General features: G+C 71.4%; 19 protein-coding genes. 5 read left to right on the top strand and 14 right to left on the bottom strand.

Annotated elements, in window-relative coordinates:
* Nucleotides 1-99: 99 nt before the first annotated feature.
* From IEY78_RS25805 to clpS, 5 genes are all read right to left on the bottom strand, one after another.
* Entirely contained in the window at nucleotides 100-273 is a 174-nt protein-coding gene (locus IEY78_RS25805) for a putative leader peptide (RefSeq protein ID WP_329150806.1), read from the bottom strand.
* Between the two features lie 84 nt (nucleotides 274-357).
* Nucleotides 358-783, bottom strand: a complete 426-nt coding sequence (locus tag IEY78_RS25810) for a M67 family metallopeptidase (protein WP_189102186.1) — start codon at nucleotides 781-783, stop codon at nucleotides 358-360.
* Between the two features lie 173 nt (nucleotides 784-956).
* Nucleotides 957-2,426 (bottom strand): amino acid permease, encoded by a 1,470-nt coding sequence (locus IEY78_RS25815; protein ID WP_189102187.1) that lies wholly within the window; start codon nucleotides 2,424-2,426, stop codon nucleotides 957-959.
* A gap of 319 nt (nucleotides 2,427-2,745) precedes the next feature.
* The gene (locus IEY78_RS25820) at nucleotides 2,746-3,342 is read right to left on the bottom strand and encodes a DUF2017 domain-containing protein (protein WP_189102188.1); all 597 of its coding nucleotides are present in this window, start codon (nucleotides 3,340-3,342) and stop codon (nucleotides 2,746-2,748) included.
* Complete coding sequence (clpS, locus tag IEY78_RS25825; protein ID WP_189102276.1) at nucleotides 3,339-3,668, bottom strand: ATP-dependent Clp protease adapter ClpS; 330 nt, start codon at nucleotides 3,666-3,668, stop codon at nucleotides 3,339-3,341. The genes IEY78_RS25820 and clpS overlap by 4 nt, the downstream gene beginning before the upstream one ends.
* 176 nt (nucleotides 3,669-3,844) lie before the next feature.
* Here clpS and IEY78_RS25830 point away from each other — a divergent pair, with 176 nt between their 5' ends.
* Nucleotides 3,845-5,173, top strand: coding sequence for a nicotinate phosphoribosyltransferase (locus IEY78_RS25830; RefSeq protein ID WP_189102189.1), 1,329 nt, complete (start codon nucleotides 3,845-3,847; stop codon nucleotides 5,171-5,173).
* A gap of 162 nt (nucleotides 5,174-5,335) precedes the next feature.
* Nucleotides 5,336-5,932: an isochorismatase family protein gene (locus IEY78_RS25835; protein WP_189102190.1), complete on the top strand. Its 597-nt coding sequence runs from the start codon at nucleotides 5,336-5,338 to the stop codon at nucleotides 5,930-5,932.
* Between the two features lie 55 nt (nucleotides 5,933-5,987).
* On the opposite strand, the gene IEY78_RS25840 is transcribed toward IEY78_RS25835, so the two are convergent.
* Complete coding sequence (locus IEY78_RS25840; RefSeq protein WP_189102191.1) at nucleotides 5,988-6,362, bottom strand: hypothetical protein; 375 nt, start codon at nucleotides 6,360-6,362, stop codon at nucleotides 5,988-5,990.
* A gap of 116 nt (nucleotides 6,363-6,478) precedes the next feature.
* Nucleotides 6,479-8,869 (bottom strand): immune inhibitor A domain-containing protein, encoded by a 2,391-nt coding sequence (locus IEY78_RS25845; protein ID WP_189102192.1) that lies wholly within the window; start codon nucleotides 8,867-8,869, stop codon nucleotides 6,479-6,481.
* Between the two features lie 406 nt (nucleotides 8,870-9,275).
* Between IEY78_RS25845 and IEY78_RS25850 the strand changes: the two genes are divergently transcribed.
* Nucleotides 9,276-9,632, top strand: a complete 357-nt coding sequence (locus tag IEY78_RS25850) for a hypothetical protein (RefSeq protein ID WP_189102193.1) — start codon at nucleotides 9,276-9,278, stop codon at nucleotides 9,630-9,632.
* Here IEY78_RS25850 and IEY78_RS25855 read toward each other — a convergent pair.
* Entirely contained in the window at nucleotides 9,624-10,529 is a 906-nt protein-coding gene (locus IEY78_RS25855; protein WP_189102194.1) for an RDD family protein, read from the bottom strand. The two genes, IEY78_RS25850 and IEY78_RS25855, sit on opposite strands and share 9 nt — an antisense overlap.
* Before the next feature lie 104 nt (nucleotides 10,530-10,633).
* Complete coding sequence (locus IEY78_RS25860; protein WP_189102196.1) at nucleotides 10,634-12,151, bottom strand: RDD family protein; 1,518 nt, start codon at nucleotides 12,149-12,151, stop codon at nucleotides 10,634-10,636.
* Nucleotides 12,152-12,386: 235 nt separating this feature from the next.
* On the opposite strand from IEY78_RS25860, the gene IEY78_RS25865 reads away from it, so the two are divergent.
* Nucleotides 12,387-12,860, top strand: a complete 474-nt coding sequence (locus IEY78_RS25865; protein ID WP_189102198.1) for an SsgA family sporulation/cell division regulator — start codon at nucleotides 12,387-12,389, stop codon at nucleotides 12,858-12,860.
* 56 nt (nucleotides 12,861-12,916) lie between these two features.
* Here IEY78_RS25865 and IEY78_RS25870 read toward each other — a convergent pair whose 3' ends face one another.
* The 5 genes from IEY78_RS25870 to hppD all read right to left on the bottom strand — a co-directional run bounded on the left by IEY78_RS25870 (nucleotide 12,917) and on the right by hppD (nucleotide 17,740).
* Nucleotides 12,917-14,362 carry a dihydrolipoyl dehydrogenase family protein gene (locus tag IEY78_RS25870; protein ID WP_189102200.1) on the bottom strand — a complete coding sequence of 482 codons (1,446 nt, stop codon included), beginning with the start codon at nucleotides 14,360-14,362 and terminating at the stop codon, nucleotides 12,917-12,919.
* Nucleotides 14,363-14,443: 81 nt separating this feature from the next.
* Complete coding sequence (locus tag IEY78_RS25875; protein ID WP_189102202.1) at nucleotides 14,444-14,737, bottom strand: hypothetical protein; 294 nt, start codon at nucleotides 14,735-14,737, stop codon at nucleotides 14,444-14,446.
* Nucleotides 14,738-14,746: 9 nt separating this feature from the next.
* Complete coding sequence (locus IEY78_RS25880; protein WP_189102204.1) at nucleotides 14,747-15,070, bottom strand: hypothetical protein; 324 nt, start codon at nucleotides 15,068-15,070, stop codon at nucleotides 14,747-14,749.
* A 74-nt stretch (nucleotides 15,071-15,144) separates the two neighbouring features.
* Nucleotides 15,145-16,509, bottom strand: a complete 1,365-nt coding sequence (locus IEY78_RS25885) for an FAD-binding oxidoreductase (protein WP_189102206.1) — start codon at nucleotides 16,507-16,509, stop codon at nucleotides 15,145-15,147.
* A gap of 64 nt (nucleotides 16,510-16,573) precedes the next feature.
* Entirely contained in the window at nucleotides 16,574-17,740 is a 1,167-nt protein-coding gene (gene hppD, locus IEY78_RS25890) for a 4-hydroxyphenylpyruvate dioxygenase (RefSeq protein ID WP_373294246.1), read from the bottom strand.
* A gap of 129 nt (nucleotides 17,741-17,869) precedes the next feature.
* Between hppD and IEY78_RS25895 the strand changes: the two genes are divergently transcribed.
* Nucleotides 17,870-18,337, top strand: a complete 468-nt coding sequence (locus IEY78_RS25895; protein WP_189102208.1) for an Lrp/AsnC family transcriptional regulator — start codon at nucleotides 17,870-17,872, stop codon at nucleotides 18,335-18,337.
* The last annotated feature ends 9 nt before the right edge of the window (nucleotides 18,338-18,346 follow it).

Below are 18,346 nucleotides of genomic sequence, written 5' to 3' on the forward strand. Positions count from 1 at the left end.
TCCCGGGGTGCACGGCATGCGGCGTGCCGGGAGGGCGTCGGGTGACGCGGGAGGTGCGGGGTGCCGAAGGCGCGCGCCGCGCGCCCGGGGCAGGCCGGGTCAGGCGGCGGCGCAGCGCGGACAGATGGCGCTGGAGAGCCGGCACAGATCGACGTGCAGCCGTGCGGCTCCGCAGCCGAACGCGCCCAGCAGCGCGGATGCGGAGCGACGCGTGGCGAGCGGAGCGAGCAGCAGCATGCCCGGCCTCTTTTCGCTCACGTCAGGGTCAACCATGCGGTCATCGTATCGATTCCCGGTCCGGGTTTTGGAACCACGTCCCATGATGCGGACGATCGGTGTACGCCAGGTGGGACGCGCTCAGGAGTACGCGGCCACGACCTCGACCTCTTCCTCGGTCACCGTGCCGTCGACGATACGGAACGAGCGGAACTGGAACGGCCCGGCGTCGTCGGTGTCGGCGGTGGATACCAGGACATAGTGGGCGGCCGGCTCATTGGCGTAGGAGATGTCCGTACGCGAGGGATAGGCCTCGGTAGCGGTGTGCGAGTGGTAGATGATCACCGGCTCCTCGTCCCGGTCGTCCATCTCCCGGTAGAGCTTGAGCAGGTCGGCCGAGTCGAACTCGTAGAACGTGGGCGACCGGGCGGCGTTCAGCATCGGGATGAACCGCTCGGGGCGGCCGCTGCCGGCCGGGCCCGCGACCACGCCGCAGGCCTCGTCGGGGTGGTCCTGGCGGGAGTGCTCGACGATCCGGTCGTGGAGGGCCTTGGTGAGGGTCAGCATGGCGCCAAGGATAAGAGGCACGGGCGGAGCTCCGGCCCGAGGGTGGCGGTGAGCGACGGGGCGAGCACGCAGCGGGCCCGTCCGTACCGGTGGCCGGTACGGACGGGCCCGCATGCTGGACGCCGGGAGGGGCGCCCGGGGTGCCGCGTGGGTGCCCAGGAGGCGTTGACCCCTTAGGCGTCCTTGGAGTCCGTGACGGGGGCCTTTCGGTCCGCCGCGCCGGACGTCAGGCCGTTCGCCGCGTCCCGGCGCTTGATGCACAGGTAGCCCACGCCCAGGATGAGCGCCCAGACGGGCGCCGCGTAGAGCGAGATCCGGGCGTCCGGGTCGACGCCCATCATCACGATCACCATGGCGATGAAGGCCAGGGCGAAGATCGAGGTGTAGGGGCTGCCGGGGGCCTTGAACTCGGACTGCGGCAGCTCGCCGCGGTCGGCCTTGGCGCGGTAGCGCAGCTGCGAGGCCAGGATGACGATCCACGCCCACATACCGGAGATGGTGGCGAAGGAGACGACGTAGTTGAACGCGTCGCCGGGCCACTGGTAGTTGATGTAGACGCCGAACAGCATCATCGCGACCGAGACGCCGGTGCCCCAGGTGGGCAGGCCGTTCTTGCTGAGCTTGGTGAAGAACTTCGGGCCCTGGCCGTTGAGCGCGAGGTCGCGCAGCATCCGGCCGGTGGAGTACATGCCGGAGTTGGCCGAGGAGAGCGCGGCCGTCAGCACGACGAAGTTGACGATGCCCGCACCGGCCGGCAGGCCGATCTGCTGGAAGGCGGCCACGAAGGGGCTGACGCCCGGCTTGAAGACCGTCCAGCTGACGACGGACAGGATGATGATCAGCGCACCGATGTAGAACAGGCCGATCCGCCACGGCACGGTGTTGATCGCCTTGGGCAGGACCTTCTTCGGGTTGGTCGCCTCGCCCGCGGTGACGCCGACGAGTTCGACGGCGAGGAAGGCGAACATCACGATCTGCAGCGTCATCAGCGTGCCGCCGATGCCCTTGGGGAAGAAGCCGCCGTGGGACCACAGGTTGGTGAAGGACGCGGTGTCACCGGCGTCGGAGAAGCCGAGGGTGATCACGCCGAGGCCGATCAGGATCATGCCGATGATCGCGGTGACCTTGACCATGGAGAACCAGAATTCCAGCTCACCGAAGATCTTCACGGAGATCAGGTTGATACCGAAGAGCGCGACGGTGAAGACCAGCGCCGCCGCCCATTGCGGTATGCCCTTGTTCCAGTACTGCACATACGTGGCCGCGGCGGTCACTTCGGTAATGCCGGTGACGACCCAGAACAGCCAGTAGGTCCAGCCGGTCACAAAGCCGACGAAGGGACCGAGGAATTCTCGCGCGTACTCCGAGAAGGAGCCGGAGACGGGCCGGTACATGAGCAGTTCGCCCAGGGCCCGCATGATGAAGAAGATGACCAGACCGACGATGGCGTAGGCGAGGATGATGCTCGGCCCGGCCATCGAGATCGCCTTGCCGGCTCCGAGAAAGAGACCGGTACCGATGGCGCCACCAATGGCGATCATCTGGATCTGACGGTTTCCCAGACCGCGCTGATAGCCCTCTTCGGGGGCCTGCTCAGCTGCCTCGTTGCCGTCGTGTTGCTTGTCGACCTGCACAGAGGTCATGTGTGGTGCGCCTTTCTCCATACCGACCCGGTCTGTCCGGATCGGGTCCCGATCCCCCCGGATGGAGTCCTGCTGCCGACGGTCGGCCGGCCAAGCGCTCCCGCAGTGACAGGGGTGGCGTCACTCACGGCAGGTCGTGAACATCTATCACGACCCCCAGGAGAACGCCTAGAGATGGCGTGAACCGCACCACGTGAAAAACGGGCCAAAGCGAATAAGTGCGTACAACTTGCTTGGCGGCGGTAATGGGATCGTTATGCGGATTTGAGCATCCGCTGAGCGAACACCCGGTGAACAACCGAGGCGATATGCCCGGTTTTCACCCCATGAGTGACTCGACCAGAGTCTCCTGGAGTCCGCCGAGCCAGAGATATGCCATCACCATCGGCTTGCGGGGATCGCTGTCCGGCAGCCTCAGCAGCTCGCCGCCGTCCTCCTCATCGGTCGCTTCAAGCCGCGTCCCGATGGCCAGCCGGAGGTCATTGAGGGCCCCCAGCCACTGCCGGCACTCGCCGGGCTTCAGCCGCAGCTCGGCGCTGCCGCCGGCGGACGGCGCGAGCGTGTCCAGCGCGCGGATCAGCGCGAGGGTGTCCTCGCGCTTGCGGGAGCGCAGATCGTTCTCGGTGTAGCGGCGGAACTCGGCGGAGGCGGCGCGGACGTCGTCGTCGGGGACGAGGTCGGGACCGCCGTAGGCGTCGGGGAAGAGGCGGGCCAGGACCGGGTCGGCGGGCGGCTCGCTGGGGCCGTCGTTGAAGATCGACGCCAGCAGGTCGTCGCCCTCGCGCTCCGCGGGCTCCTCGCCCGGGCCGATCAGCTCCATCAGCTGGACGGCGAGGCTGCGCAGGATGGAGATCTCGACCTCGTCGAGGGGGACCGAGGCGCCGCCGTCGGGCAGCGGTGTGAAGTGCCCGGTCATCGGCGGTCCTGCTGGAGGGTCGCCCACAGGCCGAAGCCGTGCATGGCCTGCACGTCGCGCTCCATTTCCTCGCGGCTGCCGCTGGAGACCACCGCGCGCCCCTTGTGATGGACGTCGAGCATCAACTGGTGCGCCTTGTCCTTGGAATAGCCGAAGTACGTCTGGAAGACGTAGGAGACATAGCTCATGAGGTTCACGGGATCGTTGTGAACGATCGTGACCCACGGGAGGTCGGGCTCGGGGACCTCGAAGGGGGCCTCGCTCGACTCGGGGCGCTCGGTCTCGACCGGGACACTGAGGGTGCAGTGGTGCGGCCGGAGCGTGATCGTGGGTGACGGGTGGGCGCTCACAGGCCCCATGCTGCCACCCGGGGACCCGTGACGCACAAATGCCCCTCGCGCGGGCCGCGTCGGCACGGCGCGGCCGCCCGCCCGCGAGGCCGCCGGGAGGCCCCCACCCCACTATCGTCAATGTGACGAGTATCGGGGGTAGCATCGTCTCCATGAACACAGCAGACCTGGGGCTGCCGGTGGCCGTGCCGTCGACTGCGCTCTTCACCGACCAGTACGAACTCACCATGCTGCAGGCCGCGTTGCGGTCCGGCACCGCGGACCGGCACTCGGTCTTCGAGGTCTTCACCCGCCGGCTGCCCGAGGGCCGCCGCTACGGCGTGGTGGGCGGCACCGGCCGGGTGCTGGACGCGGTGGAGAACTTCCGCTTCGACGAGACGATCCTCGGCTTTCTGCGCGAGCGCGGCATCCTCGACGAGCCGACCCTCGACTGGCTGGCCGGCTTCCGCTTCCGCGGCGACATCTGGGGCTATCCGGAGGGCGAGGTCTACTTCCCCGGCTCCCCCGTCATGCGGGTCGAGGGCACCTTCGCCGAGGCGGTGCTGCTGGAGACGGTGATCCTCTCGATCCTCAACCACGACTCCGCGGTGGCCGCGGCCGCCTCCCGGATGTCGGTGGCGGCCGGCGGCCGCCCGCTGGTGGAGATGGGCGCCCGCCGCACCCACGAGCTGGCGGCGGTGGCCGCGGCCCGGGCCGCCTACGTCGGCGGCTTCCACACCACCTCCGACCTCGCGGCCGGCTTCCGCTACAACATCCCCACCGTCGGCACCAGCGCCCACGCCTTCACCCTGCTGCACGACACCGAGCGGGACGCCTTCACCGCCCAGGTCGACACCCTCGGCAGCGGCACGACCCTGCTCGTGGACACCTTCGACGTCGCCGAGGCGGTGCGCACCGCCGTGGAGGTGGCCGGGCCCGGCCTCGGCGCCGTGCGGATCGACTCCGGTGATCTGCTGCTGATCGCCCACCGGGTGCGCCAGCAGCTGGACGAGCTGGGCGCCACCAAGACCAAGATCGTGGTCACCAGCGATCTCGACGAGTACGCCATCGCCTCGCTGGCCGCCGCGCCGGTGGACGCGTACGGCGTCGGCACGCAGCTGGTGACCGGCAGCGGCCACCCGACCTGCTCGATGGTCTACAAGCTGGTCGCCCGCGCCGACAGCGACACGCCCGGCACCCCGCTGCGGCCGGTCGCCAAGCGCTCGATGGGCGCCAAGACCTCGCTCGGCGGCCGCAAGTGGGCGGCGCGCCGGCTGGACGCGGACGGCATCGCCGATGCCGAGGTCATCGGCACCGGCCCGGTCCCGGCGGAGCTGGCCGACCGGCAGCTGCTGGTGCCGCTGGTGAGCGGCGGCACCGTGGTGGCGCGGGAGCCGCTGGACGCCGCCCGCGACCGGCACATCGCCGCCCGCGACCAGCTGCCGCTGTCGGCCAGCCAGCTCTCCCGGGGCGAGGCCGTGCTGCCCACCGAATACCTCTGACGCGTCCCCGGCGGGCGGCGGGCGGGCCGCGGCGCGCCCGCCGCCCCGCGGCCGCCGGGCTCCGGACCACTCCCGCAATCCGCCGCCAGTGGCTACCCTCGGTCACACCACCGCACCACACTCCGGGCCGGTCCCCCGATTCCCAGCCGGAAGGCACGCACCATGCACCGGGCATTGATCGTCGTTGATGTGCAGAACGACTTCTGCGAGGGCGGCAGCCTCGCGGTGGCGGGGGGCGCGGACGTCGCGGCGGCCATCACCGATCTGATCGGCCAGGCGGCCGGCGGCTGCTACCGCTACGTCGTCGCCACCCGTGATCACCACATCGACCCCGGTGACCACTTCTCCGAGCACCCCGACTACGAGCGCTCCTGGCCGGTGCACTGCGTGGCCGGCACCGAGGGCAGCGGCTTCCACCCCAATTTCACCCCGGCGATCGCCTCCGGGGCCATCGACGCGGTCTTCGACAAGGGCACCCGCTCCGGGGCGTACAGCGGCTTCGAGGGCACGGACGAGAACGGCACCCCGCTCGCGGACTGGCTGCGCGGCCACGGCGTCACCGAGGTCGACGTGGTCGGCCTGGCCACCGACCACTGCGTGCGCGCCACCGCCCTGGACGCCGTCCGGGCCGGGCTGCGCACCCATGTCCTGCTGGACCTGACGGCCGGGGTGGCCGCGCACACCACCGAGCGGGCGCTGGCGGAGCTGCGCGCGGCGGGCGCCGAGCTGACCGGGAAACCGCTGGTCACCGGCGGCTGACGCCCCCCCCCCCGCGGCGGAGGGGCGCCGGGCGGCCGTGCGCGGGCCCCGCGCGCTACCCCGCGGCCCGGTAGCCGGCGGTGGACGCCGGGGGGATCTGGGGGCGCATCAGCGCCCGTATCGGATGCCAGGACTCGGTGTCGTCCTCCGGGGTCTCGCGCCAGACCACCCCGTCCGGGTGGTGCAGCACGGCCGTGATCTCGTCGGGTGTGGGCGGCTCGGTGTTGCCGCGCAGGTAGACCCTGCGCAGCCCGAGGTTGCGCAGCCTGGTCAGGGCGCGCTGGCGGTTCACCGCGTGGACCAGCACCCGCACCCGGCACCCGCAGTCGTACGGGCCGGGCCGCGGGCCGTGAGCCGGCCTGGGCAGTGACAGGGCGACCACCACGCTCCCTCCTGGGAGCCTGATGTAACCGCCACCGGACTTGGTCATTTCTCCCCCGTGAGACTTCGCGTCAACAAGGATCTGTAGAACGCATCTAAACGCGAATCGGCCGCCGCCCGCTAGGGGGCGACGGCCGAATAGCCTCTGACCTGCGATGTTAAGTTTTACTTACCGGCGGGGCCCACCTGGACCGTCACCGTGGAGCCGTCCCGGGCCTCGTTGAGGATCTTGATCCGGGTGTTGGTGTCAGGAACGATCACGCCACCGGTCGGGTTCGTCTTGTCGTAGTAGACGCCGTGCCGGTCGTCGAAGAGGGTGATGCCCTTCTTCGAGCTGATCTTGACCTTCTTGCCGTCCCGGTGGAGGGTCAGCGCGTCGGTCGGGAACCGCGTGAAGGTCGAGTCGTAGCTCTGGAAGCGGTTGCGCATCATCGTGCCGTCGGCCCAGTGCTCGGCCTTGGGGTGCGCGTCGACCGGCAGGATCTGCCCGGCGCCGGGGTGCTGGCCGACGTTGTTGTCCGCCTGCGAGGTGTCCCACAGCCAGATCAGGACACCGTTCTGGTAGGGGAAGTGCTCCACCCAGGACGGCTTGGCCGTGGTCCAGCCGAAGTTGTACGGGCCGACCTTGAGGGTCTTGTCGTACGACACGTACTGGCGGTTCTCGGCGATGTAGTACTGCGGGTAGGACTTGGTGAACGAGCCGCCGATCCGCGAGAAGCCCTTGCTGGTCCAGCCGTTGTCGCCGTTCTCGGCGTTGTCGGTGAACAGCGACTGGCCGTCGGCGGTGACGTTGATGGCGTCGGCCGCGAAGCCCTTCTGGGCCGCGCCGCCGTCGGTCTGGTAGCGGAAGCGCAGGTCGATCTTCTTGCCCGCGTAGGCGTCCAGCGGGTAGGAGAGGTCCTGGTAGGCGGCCACGGTGCCGGTCAGCGCGGGCTTGTCGCTGCCGTCACGCGGGATGGCCTTGCCGTTCGCGGTGCCGTCCAGCGCCGTCCAGTTGCTGCCGCCGTCGGTCGAGACCTCGGCGTACAGGTAGTCGTAGTCCTTCTCGATGTCCCACCAGCCCTTGAGGTCCAGGGACGCCTTGGACTTGCCGGTGAGGTCCACCTGCCGGGTCAGGGTGTTCTTCAGGTCGTTGCCCATGTCGCTCCACCACTGGTGGGAGCCCTCGGCGGGCTGGACGACATCGGTCTTGACCTGCTTGGCGGGCAGGGCGACGACCACTGCCTGCTTGTTCTTGGTGTTGTACTCGGCGACGCCCAGCTTGTACGAGGACTTGGCCGCGGCCTTCGCCTTGCCGTAGTTGAGCCAGCCCAGCTGGAGCTTGTCCCAGGCGCTCATGTCGCCCGGCAGGTTGCCGATGTTGTCCTTGCCGGTGCCCAGCCAGGAGCCGCCCGACATCAGCGACCAGAAGTCCACCGAGGACTCACCGGTGCCGGAGGTGTCGTACTCGTCCGGCAGGCCCAGGTCGTGGCCGTACTCGTGGGCGAAGACCCCGAGCCCGCCGTTCTCCGGCTGCATGGTGTAGTCGCCGACCCAGATACCGGTGTTGCCGATCTGGGTGCCGCCCGCCTTGTTGGCACCCGGACCGGTCTTGCCGGCGTCGGTGCCGTAGGCGTACCAGCGGTGCGCCCAGATGGCGTTGGTCTTCTGGACGCCGCCGCCGGCGGACTCGTCCTCACCGGCGTGCACGATCTGGAAGTGGTCGATGTAGCCGTCGGGCTCGTTGAAGTTGCCGTCGCCGTCGTGGTCGTAGCGGTCCCACTGGTCGTACTTGGAGAGGTCCGCCTTGATCTGGGCGTCGGTGCGGCCCTTGGCCTTCTGGTCCTTGGCCCACTGGTTGACGCCGTCGCGGATCAGGTCCCAGGCGCTGGCGCAGTTGGTCTGGCCGCAGTAGTTGGACCCGTAGCGGGCCTCGTTCCAATCGACCTTGACCCAGTCGGAGACCTCGCCGTTGACCGAGTAGCGGCCCGAGGACTGCTTCTCGTAGTACTTCGCCAGCGACTGCTTCTTCTTGTCGTGGGAGAAGTACAGGTCCTGGAAGTGCTTCTGGTTGTAGTCCTTCTGCCAGGCCGTGCTGTTGTCCTTGGCACGGTCCGGCTTGGCTATCAGGTTGTGCGCCGGACCGGGGTCGCCGCCGTACTTCTTCACCGGCGGCTTGGGGCCGTCGCCGTCCGGGTCGTACATCGTGGTGTTGTCGACCTTGTCGCCGAAGTCCACCAGGATCGTGAAGATCTTGTCGGTCTTCTGCCGGGCCAGCTCGACGTACTTGCTCTTGCCGAGCTTGACGACCTTGGAGCCGCCCCGCAGGGTCGCCTTGGCGTCGCCGGCGATGACCTTCTGGAGCGCTTCCTTGCGCTCGGACGCCTGGCGGTCGCTGAACGGGCCCTTGAGGTCGTGGTCCACGGCCCGCTCAGGGGCCGGGTCCTGGCGCTTGGCGACGGGCGACGGGCCCTGCGGGTCGGCCGAAGCCACCCCCGAAGACAAAGCGGCCGCCCCGATCGCAGCAATTGCCGTGGCCAGGGCGGCCGATCTGAACACCCTTCTCTGCTGTCTCACTTGGCGCTGTCCTCCCCTTAGACCGGTCACTGTTCGAGGGCATTCGACCGGAAGTACGGGGAAAAAGACAGATCTTGACTTGAGCACGACAGCGAAGTACGTTACTCGGTCCGCCAGTTGCGGCTATCGGACATCGCACGGCGGCACCCGGGAGCGGCCACCGCACCCGGGCAGGGGCCGGGCGCATATGCCCGCCCGGACCTGCGCCCCCGCTCCCAACTGGCACGACGCCGCGGCCCCGACGCCCGGACGGCGGCCTCGTGCGCCCCCAGTGCTTCACCACCGTGGGTTAGGTCACGCTTACCTGGCGTTCCGCACGGGCAAGGAGGACCGTAGGCTCCTTCGTTGGCGCGTGCTTGACCCACTACCCCCACCCCCTGCCGACCCTCCGAGGACGGATTCCGCCATGCCTCGTCCGACCGCCGCACAGCTCGCCTACGGTTCGGCCACCGTCTTCTTCTCCACCCTCGCGATGCTGCTGCTGTCGCAGACGCAGACCGGGATCGGGGTCGCGGTCATCGCCATCGCCGGACTCGGGCTCGGGCTGCTGGTCGCCATGACGGTGCCGATGCCCGCGGTGCCGCGGGTGGTCCGCCGGCGTGCCGGGCGGGCCGAGTCGCCCGCCGCGCCCGCCGCTTCACCGGCCGCCGCGGCGCCGCCCGCGGGTGTCCGGCCGGCGCACTCCCCCTCCCGCGCCCGGCGGTGGCACCTCGCCGATCCGGCCGCGGCCGCCCGGGCCCGGATCGGCGAGCACTCAGGCTGACGCGGACCGGGCCGGCTCCGTGGACACCACCACGGTCTTCGCCGCCTTGTCGTGCAGACACTGGTGATACGGCTTGTCCCAGGTACACCACAAGACGTTGATCAGCCAGAAAATGAAGCCGCAGCACGGCACGATCTCCGGCAGCGAATAGACCGCGGCCCGGGTCCAACCGGCCTGCGGGGTGGGGATCGAACCGTTCGCGAGCATCGCCACCCGGATCTTCATCGCCATCTTGCCGAGGGTCTGGCCGCGGCTGCTGAGCATCAGCCCCTCGTAGATCAGATACGCCAGCATGGTGACGCCGGAGACCGTCCACTGCCGGCCGGCCTGGCCGCTGTCGGTGCTGAAGTAGTTCACCCCGCCGACGATCAGCGACATGATGATGCCGACCGGCACCCCGATGATGATCGCGTCGATGATGCGCGCGACGAGCCGGCGGCCGCGGTTGGCCAGCGGCGGCATCCCGGCCAGCGGATCGGCCGGCTGCCCGTACTGCCCGCCGTAGGGATCACCGGCATACGGGCCGCCGGCGTACGGACCACCGCCGTAGGGGCCGCCACCGGGAGGCGGGGCACCACCGGGAGGCGGCGTGCCACCGGGAGGCGGCGGGGGCTGCTGACCGCCCGGAGGCTGCTGGCCGCCCCAGGGCTGCTGACCGCCCGGAGGCTGCTGGCCGCCCCAGGGCTGCTGGCCACCCGGGGGCGGTGCGCCGCCCGGTGGTGGTGCGGCGCCCTCGCCGCCGCCCGACCCGTTGGCGTGATTGTTGCGCGGGGAGCCGTTCTCGTGGGACGGGCCGTTGCCGGGAGCGCCGCCCGCCGGGGGCTCCTGCGGCTTCTTCAGGAACGGCTCGTTCTCCGGCGGCTCACCGGGGCCGGGTCCGGGCTGGTCGGTACTCATGGCCCGAGTCGACCGCTTGTCGCTGCCCGCCGCATCCGGCGAAGTCCGTTCGGGGGACGGCCGTCCGCCGCCCGGGCGGCGGACGGCCGGACGCGCCGCCCCGCTCAGCCGGCGGCGACGAAGGTCCGCGCCACCTTGTCGTGCCAGCACTGCCGCCACGGCCGGTCGAACAGGCACCAGGCGGCGTTCAGCACACCGACGGCCAGGACGCCGAGCACGCCGTAGACGAACCAGCGCTTGAGGGCAGCGCCGAGGGTCGGGGTGTCGTGGCTCTCGATGTCCAGGACCCGGACGCCGCACAGCTTCTTGCCCAGGGTGCGGCCCCACTTGAGGGTCGGCAGCGCCTCCAGGAGCGCGCCGCCGAGCAGCAGGACGGCCAGGATCGTGGCGAAGACCGGGATGGTCGTGCCGTCGATGAGGTAGACCGTCACCTGGCGGCCGGACTGCTTGGCCGCCTCGACCTTGGCGGCGAGGTGGTCGGTGACGGTGCCCCACAGGGGAACGGCCACCGCGGCGGTGACCGCGCCCAGCACCAGGGTGTCGATCAGCCGGGCCGCGAACCGGCGGCCGAGGCCCGCCGGATGGCCCTGCGCCGCCTGGAGGGCCTCGTAGAACGGGTCGGCGGCGGCCGGCGGCTTCCAGGGGATGACGCCGTCGGCCTCGCCGGACTGCGCGGCGGGACCGGCCTGCGCGGCACCGCCCTGCGCCGGGAAACCGGCCGCGGGCGCGGCCGCCCGCGTCGCCGGGGTCTGCTGCGCCGGGGCCTGCGGGACGGGCGTGCGGGAGGCCTGCTGCTGCGGGGGCTGCTGCTGCGGGGCCGGGCGCTGGGGCTGCGGCGCCGCGCCGACGGACGGGAGCGCCTGCGGGGAGCCGTCGCCGGGCGCGGCGGCGACCGTGGGGTCTCCGGGTGCGGTGCGGAACGTCATCGTCTCCTGGGCGCCGGCGGGCTCACCGGACTCCGGCCGGACCGCGCGGATCGCGGTGGTGCCCTGGTCGCCGGCGCCCTTGCCGCGGCGGGCGGGGTCCACGGCGCGGAGGGCGACCGTCCCGTCGGACGGGGCGTCGGGTGCGGACCCCTGCGCGCCGGACGGTTCCTCGCGCTGCGGCGGCACTCCTCCCCACCCGGGAGCGCCCGACGGGGTGCCGGGAGGTGCCTGGTCCGGCGAACCCCAGGAGACCCGGGGCTCGCTCTCGCCGGCGAACCCGCCCTGCCGGGAGGCGTCGGCCTGCCAGGAGGCGCCCGCCTCGGGACCGGCGCCGTGCAGCCGGGTGGTCTCGTCCCAGTTCACCCCGGGCCGGGCCGCGACCTCGCCGGCGCGGCGCACGACCGGCAGCGCGGAGCCCCGGTCCGCGTCCTCCTCGTCGAAGAAGACCGGGCCGGTCTCCTCGACGGCGGGGGCGGGTGCCCCCTGCGCGGGCGGCGCCGAGAGCCCGGACGCGGACGGCGGGGCCGCGCCGGGCGGCGGGGCGGGCATGGCCTCGCCCTGGGCCGGGGCCGGCCGGCTGGTGCCCGGCACCCATGCGGCACCGTTCCAGTACCGGATGTAGCCGGGGATGGACGGGTCCGGGTAGAAGCCTGGCGTGGGGCTACCGCCGGCGGATCCTGAGGTAGGGGCGCTCATGTCCGAAGTCCCGTATCTGTACTCGGCCTGTGGGATGTGGGTGCAGTCTGCCGCAACGCGGCGTCCACATCTATCAGACCCCGGGTTGCCAGGGTGCCGATGCCCGCCGACGACCACCTGGAAGAGGCGCGGAAAAAAAGTTGTACGAAGTCGCGTAATGATCCGGCTCCCGGCCGCTCTCCTCTTCCGCGGGCCTCGTTTCGGGCGTCCGCAGGAGCGAGGAAAGGCGGACGTCATGTACACCGTGGTGGAGCGAGAGCTGGAGCTGGGCCTGGTCCGGTCGTCGGAGCGGAGCGTTCCGGTGCCGGCCCGGCTGACGTACCGGACGGACGACCCCTACGCCGTCCATGTCACCTTCCACATCGGCTCACAGGCGCCGGTCCGGTGGACCTTCGCCCGCGAACTGCTCGTCGAGGGCGTGTTCCGGCCGTGCGGGGACGGCGATGTGCGGGCCTGGCCGACCCGGGTGGACGGGCGCAGCCTGGTCTGCCTGGCGCTGGCCTCGCCGGACGGGGAGGCGCTGCTGGAGGCGCCGGCCGCGGCGGTCTCGGCCTGGCTGGAGCGCACCCTGCGGGTGGTGCCGCCGGGCTCCGAGCAGCAGCATCTCGGTCTGGACAAAGGGCTGAGCGAGCTGCTGGCGCTGGCGCCGGGGGACGAACTGCGGCCGGGCGGCGCCGCGTCGGAGGAGTCCCCGGACCCCGGGGCGTGACGGGCGGGGTACGGGGACGCCCGCGGCGGGGCGCCGCGCCTTCCGGCGCCCCGCACTCAGCCGCGGTAGGCCTCCAGCAGCCGCAGCCACACCTCGCTGATCGTCGGGTAGGAGGGCACCGCGTGCCACAGCCGCTCGACGGGGACCTCGGCGGCCACCGCGATCGTCGCGGAGTGCAGCAGCTCCGCGACGCCGGGGCCGACGAAGGTGGCGCCGAGCAGGACCTCGCGGTCCAGGTCGACGACCATCCGGGCCCGGCCGCGGTAGCCCTCGCCGTAGAGGTAGGCGCCGGACACGGCCGCCAGGTCCTGGTCGACCACCCGGGTGCGGTAGCCGGCGCGTTCCGCCTCGGCGGCGCTCAGCCCCACCGACGCGGCTTCCGGGTCGCTGAAGACGACCTGGGGGACGGCGCGGATGTCCGCGGTGGCGGAGTGCGCGCCCCAGGGGTCGGACTCCAGGATCGGCACGCCCCGGGCCCGGGCGGAGATCGCGGCGCCGGCGATCCTGGCCTGGTACTTGCCCTGATGGGTCAGCAGGGCGCGGTGGTTGACGTCGCCGACGCCGTAGAGCCAGCCGCCGGTCACCCCCGTCACCCGGAGGGTCTCGTCGACGTCCAGCCAGGAGCCGGGCGTCAGGCCGACCGTCTCCAGGCCGATGTCCTCGGTGCGCGGGGCCCGGCCGGTGGCGATCAGGAGTTCATCGGCGACGATCTCGTCGCCCGAGTCGAGCAGGACGGTGACCGGTCCGCCCGGGGCCTCCCGGCGCACCTCGCGCACCTCGACGCCGGTGCGCAGGAACACGCCCGCCTCGGCGAGCGACTCGGCGACCAGATGGCCGGCGAACGGCTCCATCCGGGGCAGCAGCCCGTCCCCGCGCACCAGCAGGGTGACCGAGGAGCCCAGGGCCCGCCAGGCGGTGGCCATTTCGACGCCCACCACGCCGCCGCCGACCACCACCAGCCGGCCCGGCACGGTCTTCGCGCCGGTCGCGTCGCGGCTGGTCCAGGGCCGGGCCTCGGCGAGGCCGGGCACGGGGGGCAGCACCGCGCGGCTGCCGGTGCACACCGCGACCGCGTGCCGGGCGGTGAGCACCCGGCCGCCGTCGACGACGACCCGGCGGGGCCCGGCCAGCCGGCCCGGGCCGCGGACGAGGTCGATGCCGGCCGAGTCCAGCCAGCGGACCTGCCCGTCGTCCTTCCAGTAGGAGACGACGGCGTCACGGTGGGCGAGCACGGCGGGGGCGTCCAGGGGGCGGTCGGCGGCCTCCTGGAAGCCGGGGACCCGGCGTGCCTCGGAGCGGGCGGTGACCGGGCGCAGCAGGGCCTTGCTGGGCATGCAGGCCCAGTAGGAGCATTCGCCGCCGACCAGCTCGCTCTCCACGACCACCGCGCTCAGTCCGGCGGCGTGCGCCCGGTCGGCGACGTTCTCGCCGGTCGGCCCGGCCCCCAGCACGATGACGTCGTACGCCTCATCAGCGGCGTTGGTCGCTTCGGTGGCTGCCATCGGCTCTCGCTTCCTGCGTGGGCATGCGGTGGCCCGGTGGGCCCGAGGAGTCCTTGGGCCCATCCTCTGCCCAACTGGCCGTCAGCGCATCCGGCGTTCGACCGCTTCCTTGGCCTCGACGAGGTCGGAGCCGGTCACCTCGCGGTGCAGCTTGATGGCCTGGATCTTCTTGCCCTGGGTCAGCAGGGCGTCCAGCTCGGCCATCCTGGGGTCCTCCGGCTCGGGGATCCCGGCGTGCGCGAGCAGCAGGTCCGTCTTGCGCTCCAGCCGCGTGAGCTGGAGGGTCAGCCGCTTGGCCCGGCGGTCGGCGGCCTGCTCATTGAGGTAGACGCCGATCAGGAGGGCGACGGCGGCGAGGGTGAGCGCGTAGTCCATGGCGGCACTTTACGAGGCGGCGGCACGTGCCATGAACACGGCAGTCGCGGCGGGGCCGTGCACGGTGCCGCGGACGGCCGGTGCGCCGTCGGTGAGGATCTCGCACTCGGCCCAGGCGCCGGGCCCGTCGAGGGTGAGGGTGAGCATCGGCATGGCGCCCACCCCGCGCGCCTGGACCACCTCGAACCAGGGCAACTCCGGCCGGGTCACCTGGTGTTCGCCGCCGGAGTCCTCCGGCGGCTGGACGGCGTAGGTCAGGTCGTCGACTCCCTGACCGCTCACCCGGAAGGTGACCATGCCCTCGCCGGGCAGGTGCGGATCGCTGAACGTCATGGGGGCAGTCAACCGCCTGTCCCGCGGTGTGTACATCCGGGCCCCGGCTGCGGCGACACCGGTGGGTGCGCAGGTCAGAACAGCTTGCCGGGGTTGAGGATGCCGAGCGGGTCGAAGACGTCCTTGATGCCGCGCTGCAACTCCATCCCCACCGGCCCCAGTTCGCGGGCCAGCCACTCCTTCTTCAGGACGCCGACGCCGTGCTCACCGGTGATGGTGCCGCCCAGCTCCAGGCCGAGCGCCATGATGTCGTCGAAGGAGGCCCGGGCCCGGCGCGACTCGTCCGGGTCGGCGGCGTCGAAGCAGACGGTGGGGTGGGTGTTGCCGTCGCCGGCGTGTGCGCAGACGCCGATGGTCAGGCCGTACTTCTCCGCGATGGCGGCGGTGCCGTCGAGCAGCTCGGCGAGGCGGGAGCGCGGGACGCAGACGTCGTCGATCATGGTGGCCGACTTGACCCGCTCCAGTGCGGTCAGGGTCAGCCGGCGGGCCTGCAGCAGCAGCTCGGACTCGGCGGCGGTCTCGGCGGGCACGACCTGGGTGGCGCCCGCCGCGGTGCACAGCGCGCCGACGGCGGCGAGGTCGGCGGCCGGCTCCGGAGTGTCGAAGGCGGCGAGCAGCAACGCCTCGGTGCTGTCCGGGAGGCCCATCCGCGCCATGTCGTTGACCGCGCGGATGCTGGTGCGGTCCATCAGTTCCAGCAGCGAGGGGGCGTGGCCGCGGGCCATGATCTCGCAGACCGCCGCGCAGGCGGCCGCGGTGGAGGGGAACTCGGCGGCCAGCACGAGCTGCTCGGGCGGCGCGGGCTTGAGGGCGAGGACCGCGCGGACGACGACGCCCAGGCTCCCCTCGGAGCCGACGAACAGCCGGGTGAGGTCGTAGCCGGCCACTCCCTTGGCGGTACGGCGGCCGGTGGACAGCAGCCGCCCGTCGGCGAGGACCACGTCCAGGCCGAGGACGTACTCGGCGGTGACGCCGTATTTGACGCAGCACAGGCCGCCGGAGGCGGTGGCGATGTTGCCGCCGAGGGAGCACTCCTCCCAACTGGAGGGGTCGGGCGGGTAGGACAGGCCGTGCGCGCCGGCCGCGCGGGACAGCGCGGCGTTGATGACGCCGGGTTCGACGACCGCGATCCGGTCGACGGGGTTGATCTCCAGGATCCGGTCCATCTTGACCAGGGAGAGCACGATGCAGCCGTCGGAGGCGTTGGCGGCGCCGGACAGCCCGGTGCGCGAGCCCTGCGGGACGACCGGGACCCGCAGCGCGGTGGCCGTCCGCAGGACGTGCTGGACCTGCTCCACGGTGCGCGGCAGGACGACCACGGCGGGCGTCCCGGCGGCGCAGAAGCTCGCCATGTCCGTGGCGTAGGCGCCGGTGACATCGGGGTCGGTGAGGATCGCTTCACCCGGGAGTCCGGCGCGCAGCCGTGCGATGAGGTCCATGCCCTCAGCCTCGCATCCGTGGGCCGTACACGGAAGATCGTGCACGGCCCGCCCCGGCCGGGACTCAGAGGTTGCCGCGGCGCTCCTGCTCGCGCTCGATGGCCTCGAAGAGTGCCTTGAAATTGCCCTTGCCGAAGCCCATGGAGCCGTGCCGCTCGATCATCTCGAAGAACACGGTCGGCCGGTCCTGGACCGGCTTGGTGAAGATCTGCAGCAGGTAGCCGTCCTCGTCGCGGTCGACCAGGATCTTCAGCTCGCGCAGCGTCTCCACCGGCACCCGGGTCTCGCCGGCCCACTCGCCGAGGGTGTCGTAGTAGGAGTCGGGGGTGTCGAGGAACTCCACGCCGGCGGCGCGCATCGCCCGGACGCTGGCGACGATGTCGTTGGTGGCCAGCGCGATGTGCTGGACGCCGGGGCCGCCGTAGAACTCCAGGTACTCGTCGATCTGCGACTTCTTCTTCGCGATCGCCGGCTCGTTGATCGGGAACTTCACCTTGAGCGTGCCGTCGGCGACGACCTTCGACATCAGCGCGCTGTATTCGGTGGCGATGTCGTCGCCCACGAACTCCTTCATGTTGGTGAAGCCCATGACGTCGTTGTAGAACGCCACCCACTCGTTCATCTTGCCGAGTTCGACGTTGCCCACGCAGTGGTCGATGGCCTGGAAGCGCCGCGGGCCGGTCTCCACCAGGGGCTCGGCGGCCACGAAACCGGGCAGGTAGGGGCCCTGGTAGCCGGCGCGCTCGACGAGGGTGTGGCGGGTCTTGCCGTAGGTGGCGATGGCCGCCAGGACGACGGTGCCGTGCTCGTCCCGGACCTCGTGGGGCTTCTCCAGGCCGGTGGCGCCGTGTGCGACGGCGTGCTCGTAGGCGGCGCGGGCGTCCGGCACCTCGATGGCGAGGTCGACGACGCCGTCGCCGTGCGCCGCGACGTGGTCGGCGAGGAAGCGGCCCCACTCGGTCGCGGGCTTGATGACGGAGGTGAACACGAACCGGGCGCCGCCGGATTCGAGGACGTAACTCGCGCTCTCGCGGCTGCCGTTCTCCGGGCCGCGGTAGGCGACGCGCTTCATGCCGAAGGCGGTGGAGTAGTAGTGCGCGGCCTGCTTGGCGTTCCCGACGGCGAAGACGACCGCGTCCATCCCCTTGACCGGGAACGGGTCCGCCTGCCGGGCCGCAGCGGTGGCGGTGGACGGGGTCTGGGCCTGGGCCTGCATCGTGGTGTCTGCCATGGCCGCAGAGTCTCGCCGATCCACAAGGTGCGCAATAGTTGGCGAATTTCCTGGGCATTCTGCATAGCGCAGCGCGCGATTCGGCGGGCTATCTGTACATGATGACCATTGGAATCAAAGGAGTGCGCGATGGCGATCGATCATTTGGACGGGGAGCTGCTGGAACTGCTCGCCCAGGAGCCGCGGATCGGCGTCCTGGAGGCGTCCCGGCGGCTGGGGGTGGCGCGCGGGACGGTGCAGGCCCGGCTCGACCGGCTTCAGTCGAATGGAGTGATCCGGGGCTTCGGACCGGAGGTGGATCCGGCGGCGATCGGCTATCCGGTGACCGCTTTTGCCACTCTTGAGATCAAACAGGGCCAAGGTAATGACGTACGCGCCCACTTGACGACCGTTCCCGAGGTGTTGGAGCTGCATACAACGACCGGACACGGGGACATGCTCTGCAGGCTCGTCGCTCGGTCGAACGCCGATCTACAGCGGGTGATCGACCGGGTTGTGGGCTTTGATGGCATCGTGCGGGCTTCAACGGCAATCGTCATGGAAAATCCGGTTCCGTTGCGGATCATCCCGCTGGTGAAGCAGGCATCGGGAGACTGAACCGAGGAG

It is taken from the genome of Streptomyces kronopolitis, from assembly GCF_014646275.1.
In the GTDB taxonomy this organism is placed as follows: Bacteria; Actinomycetota; Actinomycetes; order Streptomycetales; family Streptomycetaceae; genus Streptomyces; species Streptomyces kronopolitis.

What these genes read in the sequence shown, in the direction of transcription:
- IEY78_RS25870 (WP_189102200.1), bottom strand. Translation starts at nt 14,362, where the DNA reads ATGGCAGCCACCGAAGCGACCAACGCCGCTGATGAGGCGTACGACGTC.
- IEY78_RS25865 (WP_189102198.1), top strand. Translation starts at nt 12,387, where the DNA reads ATGTACACCGTGGTGGAGCGAGAGCTGGAGCTGGGCCTGGTCCGGTCG.
- IEY78_RS25810 (WP_189102186.1), bottom strand. Translation starts at nt 783, where the DNA reads ATGCTGACCCTCACCAAGGCCCTCCACGACCGGATCGTCGAGCACTCC.
- IEY78_RS25855 (WP_189102194.1), bottom strand. Translation starts at nt 10,529, where the DNA reads ATGAGTACCGACCAGCCCGGACCCGGCCCCGGTGAGCCGCCGGAGAAC.
- IEY78_RS25805 (WP_329150806.1), bottom strand. Translation starts at nt 273, where the DNA reads ATGGTTGACCCTGACGTGAGCGAAAAGAGGCCGGGCATGCTGCTGCTC.
- IEY78_RS25850 (WP_189102193.1), top strand. Translation starts at nt 9,276, where the DNA reads ATGCCTCGTCCGACCGCCGCACAGCTCGCCTACGGTTCGGCCACCGTC.
- IEY78_RS25885 (WP_189102206.1), bottom strand. Translation starts at nt 16,509, where the DNA reads ATGGACCTCATCGCACGGCTGCGCGCCGGACTCCCGGGTGAAGCGATC.
- hppD (WP_373294246.1), bottom strand. Translation starts at nt 17,740, where the DNA reads ATGGCAGACACCACGATGCAGGCCCAGGCCCAGACCCCGTCCACCGCC.
- IEY78_RS25895 (WP_189102208.1), top strand. Translation starts at nt 17,870, where the DNA reads ATGGCGATCGATCATTTGGACGGGGAGCTGCTGGAACTGCTCGCCCAG.
- IEY78_RS25840 (WP_189102191.1), bottom strand. Translation starts at nt 6,362, where the DNA reads ATGACCAAGTCCGGTGGCGGTTACATCAGGCTCCCAGGAGGGAGCGTG.
- IEY78_RS25880 (WP_189102204.1), bottom strand. Translation starts at nt 15,070, where the DNA reads ATGACGTTCAGCGATCCGCACCTGCCCGGCGAGGGCATGGTCACCTTC.
- IEY78_RS25820 (WP_189102188.1), bottom strand. Translation starts at nt 3,342, where the DNA reads ATGACCGGGCACTTCACACCGCTGCCCGACGGCGGCGCCTCGGTCCCC.
- IEY78_RS25815 (WP_189102187.1), bottom strand. Translation starts at nt 2,426, where the DNA reads ATGACCTCTGTGCAGGTCGACAAGCAACACGACGGCAACGAGGCAGCT.
- IEY78_RS25835 (WP_189102190.1), top strand. Translation starts at nt 5,336, where the DNA reads ATGCACCGGGCATTGATCGTCGTTGATGTGCAGAACGACTTCTGCGAG.
- IEY78_RS25830 (WP_189102189.1), top strand. Translation starts at nt 3,845, where the DNA reads ATGAACACAGCAGACCTGGGGCTGCCGGTGGCCGTGCCGTCGACTGCG.
- IEY78_RS25875 (WP_189102202.1), bottom strand. Translation starts at nt 14,737, where the DNA reads ATGGACTACGCGCTCACCCTCGCCGCCGTCGCCCTCCTGATCGGCGTC.
- IEY78_RS25860 (WP_189102196.1), bottom strand. Translation starts at nt 12,151, where the DNA reads ATGAGCGCCCCTACCTCAGGATCCGCCGGCGGTAGCCCCACGCCAGGC.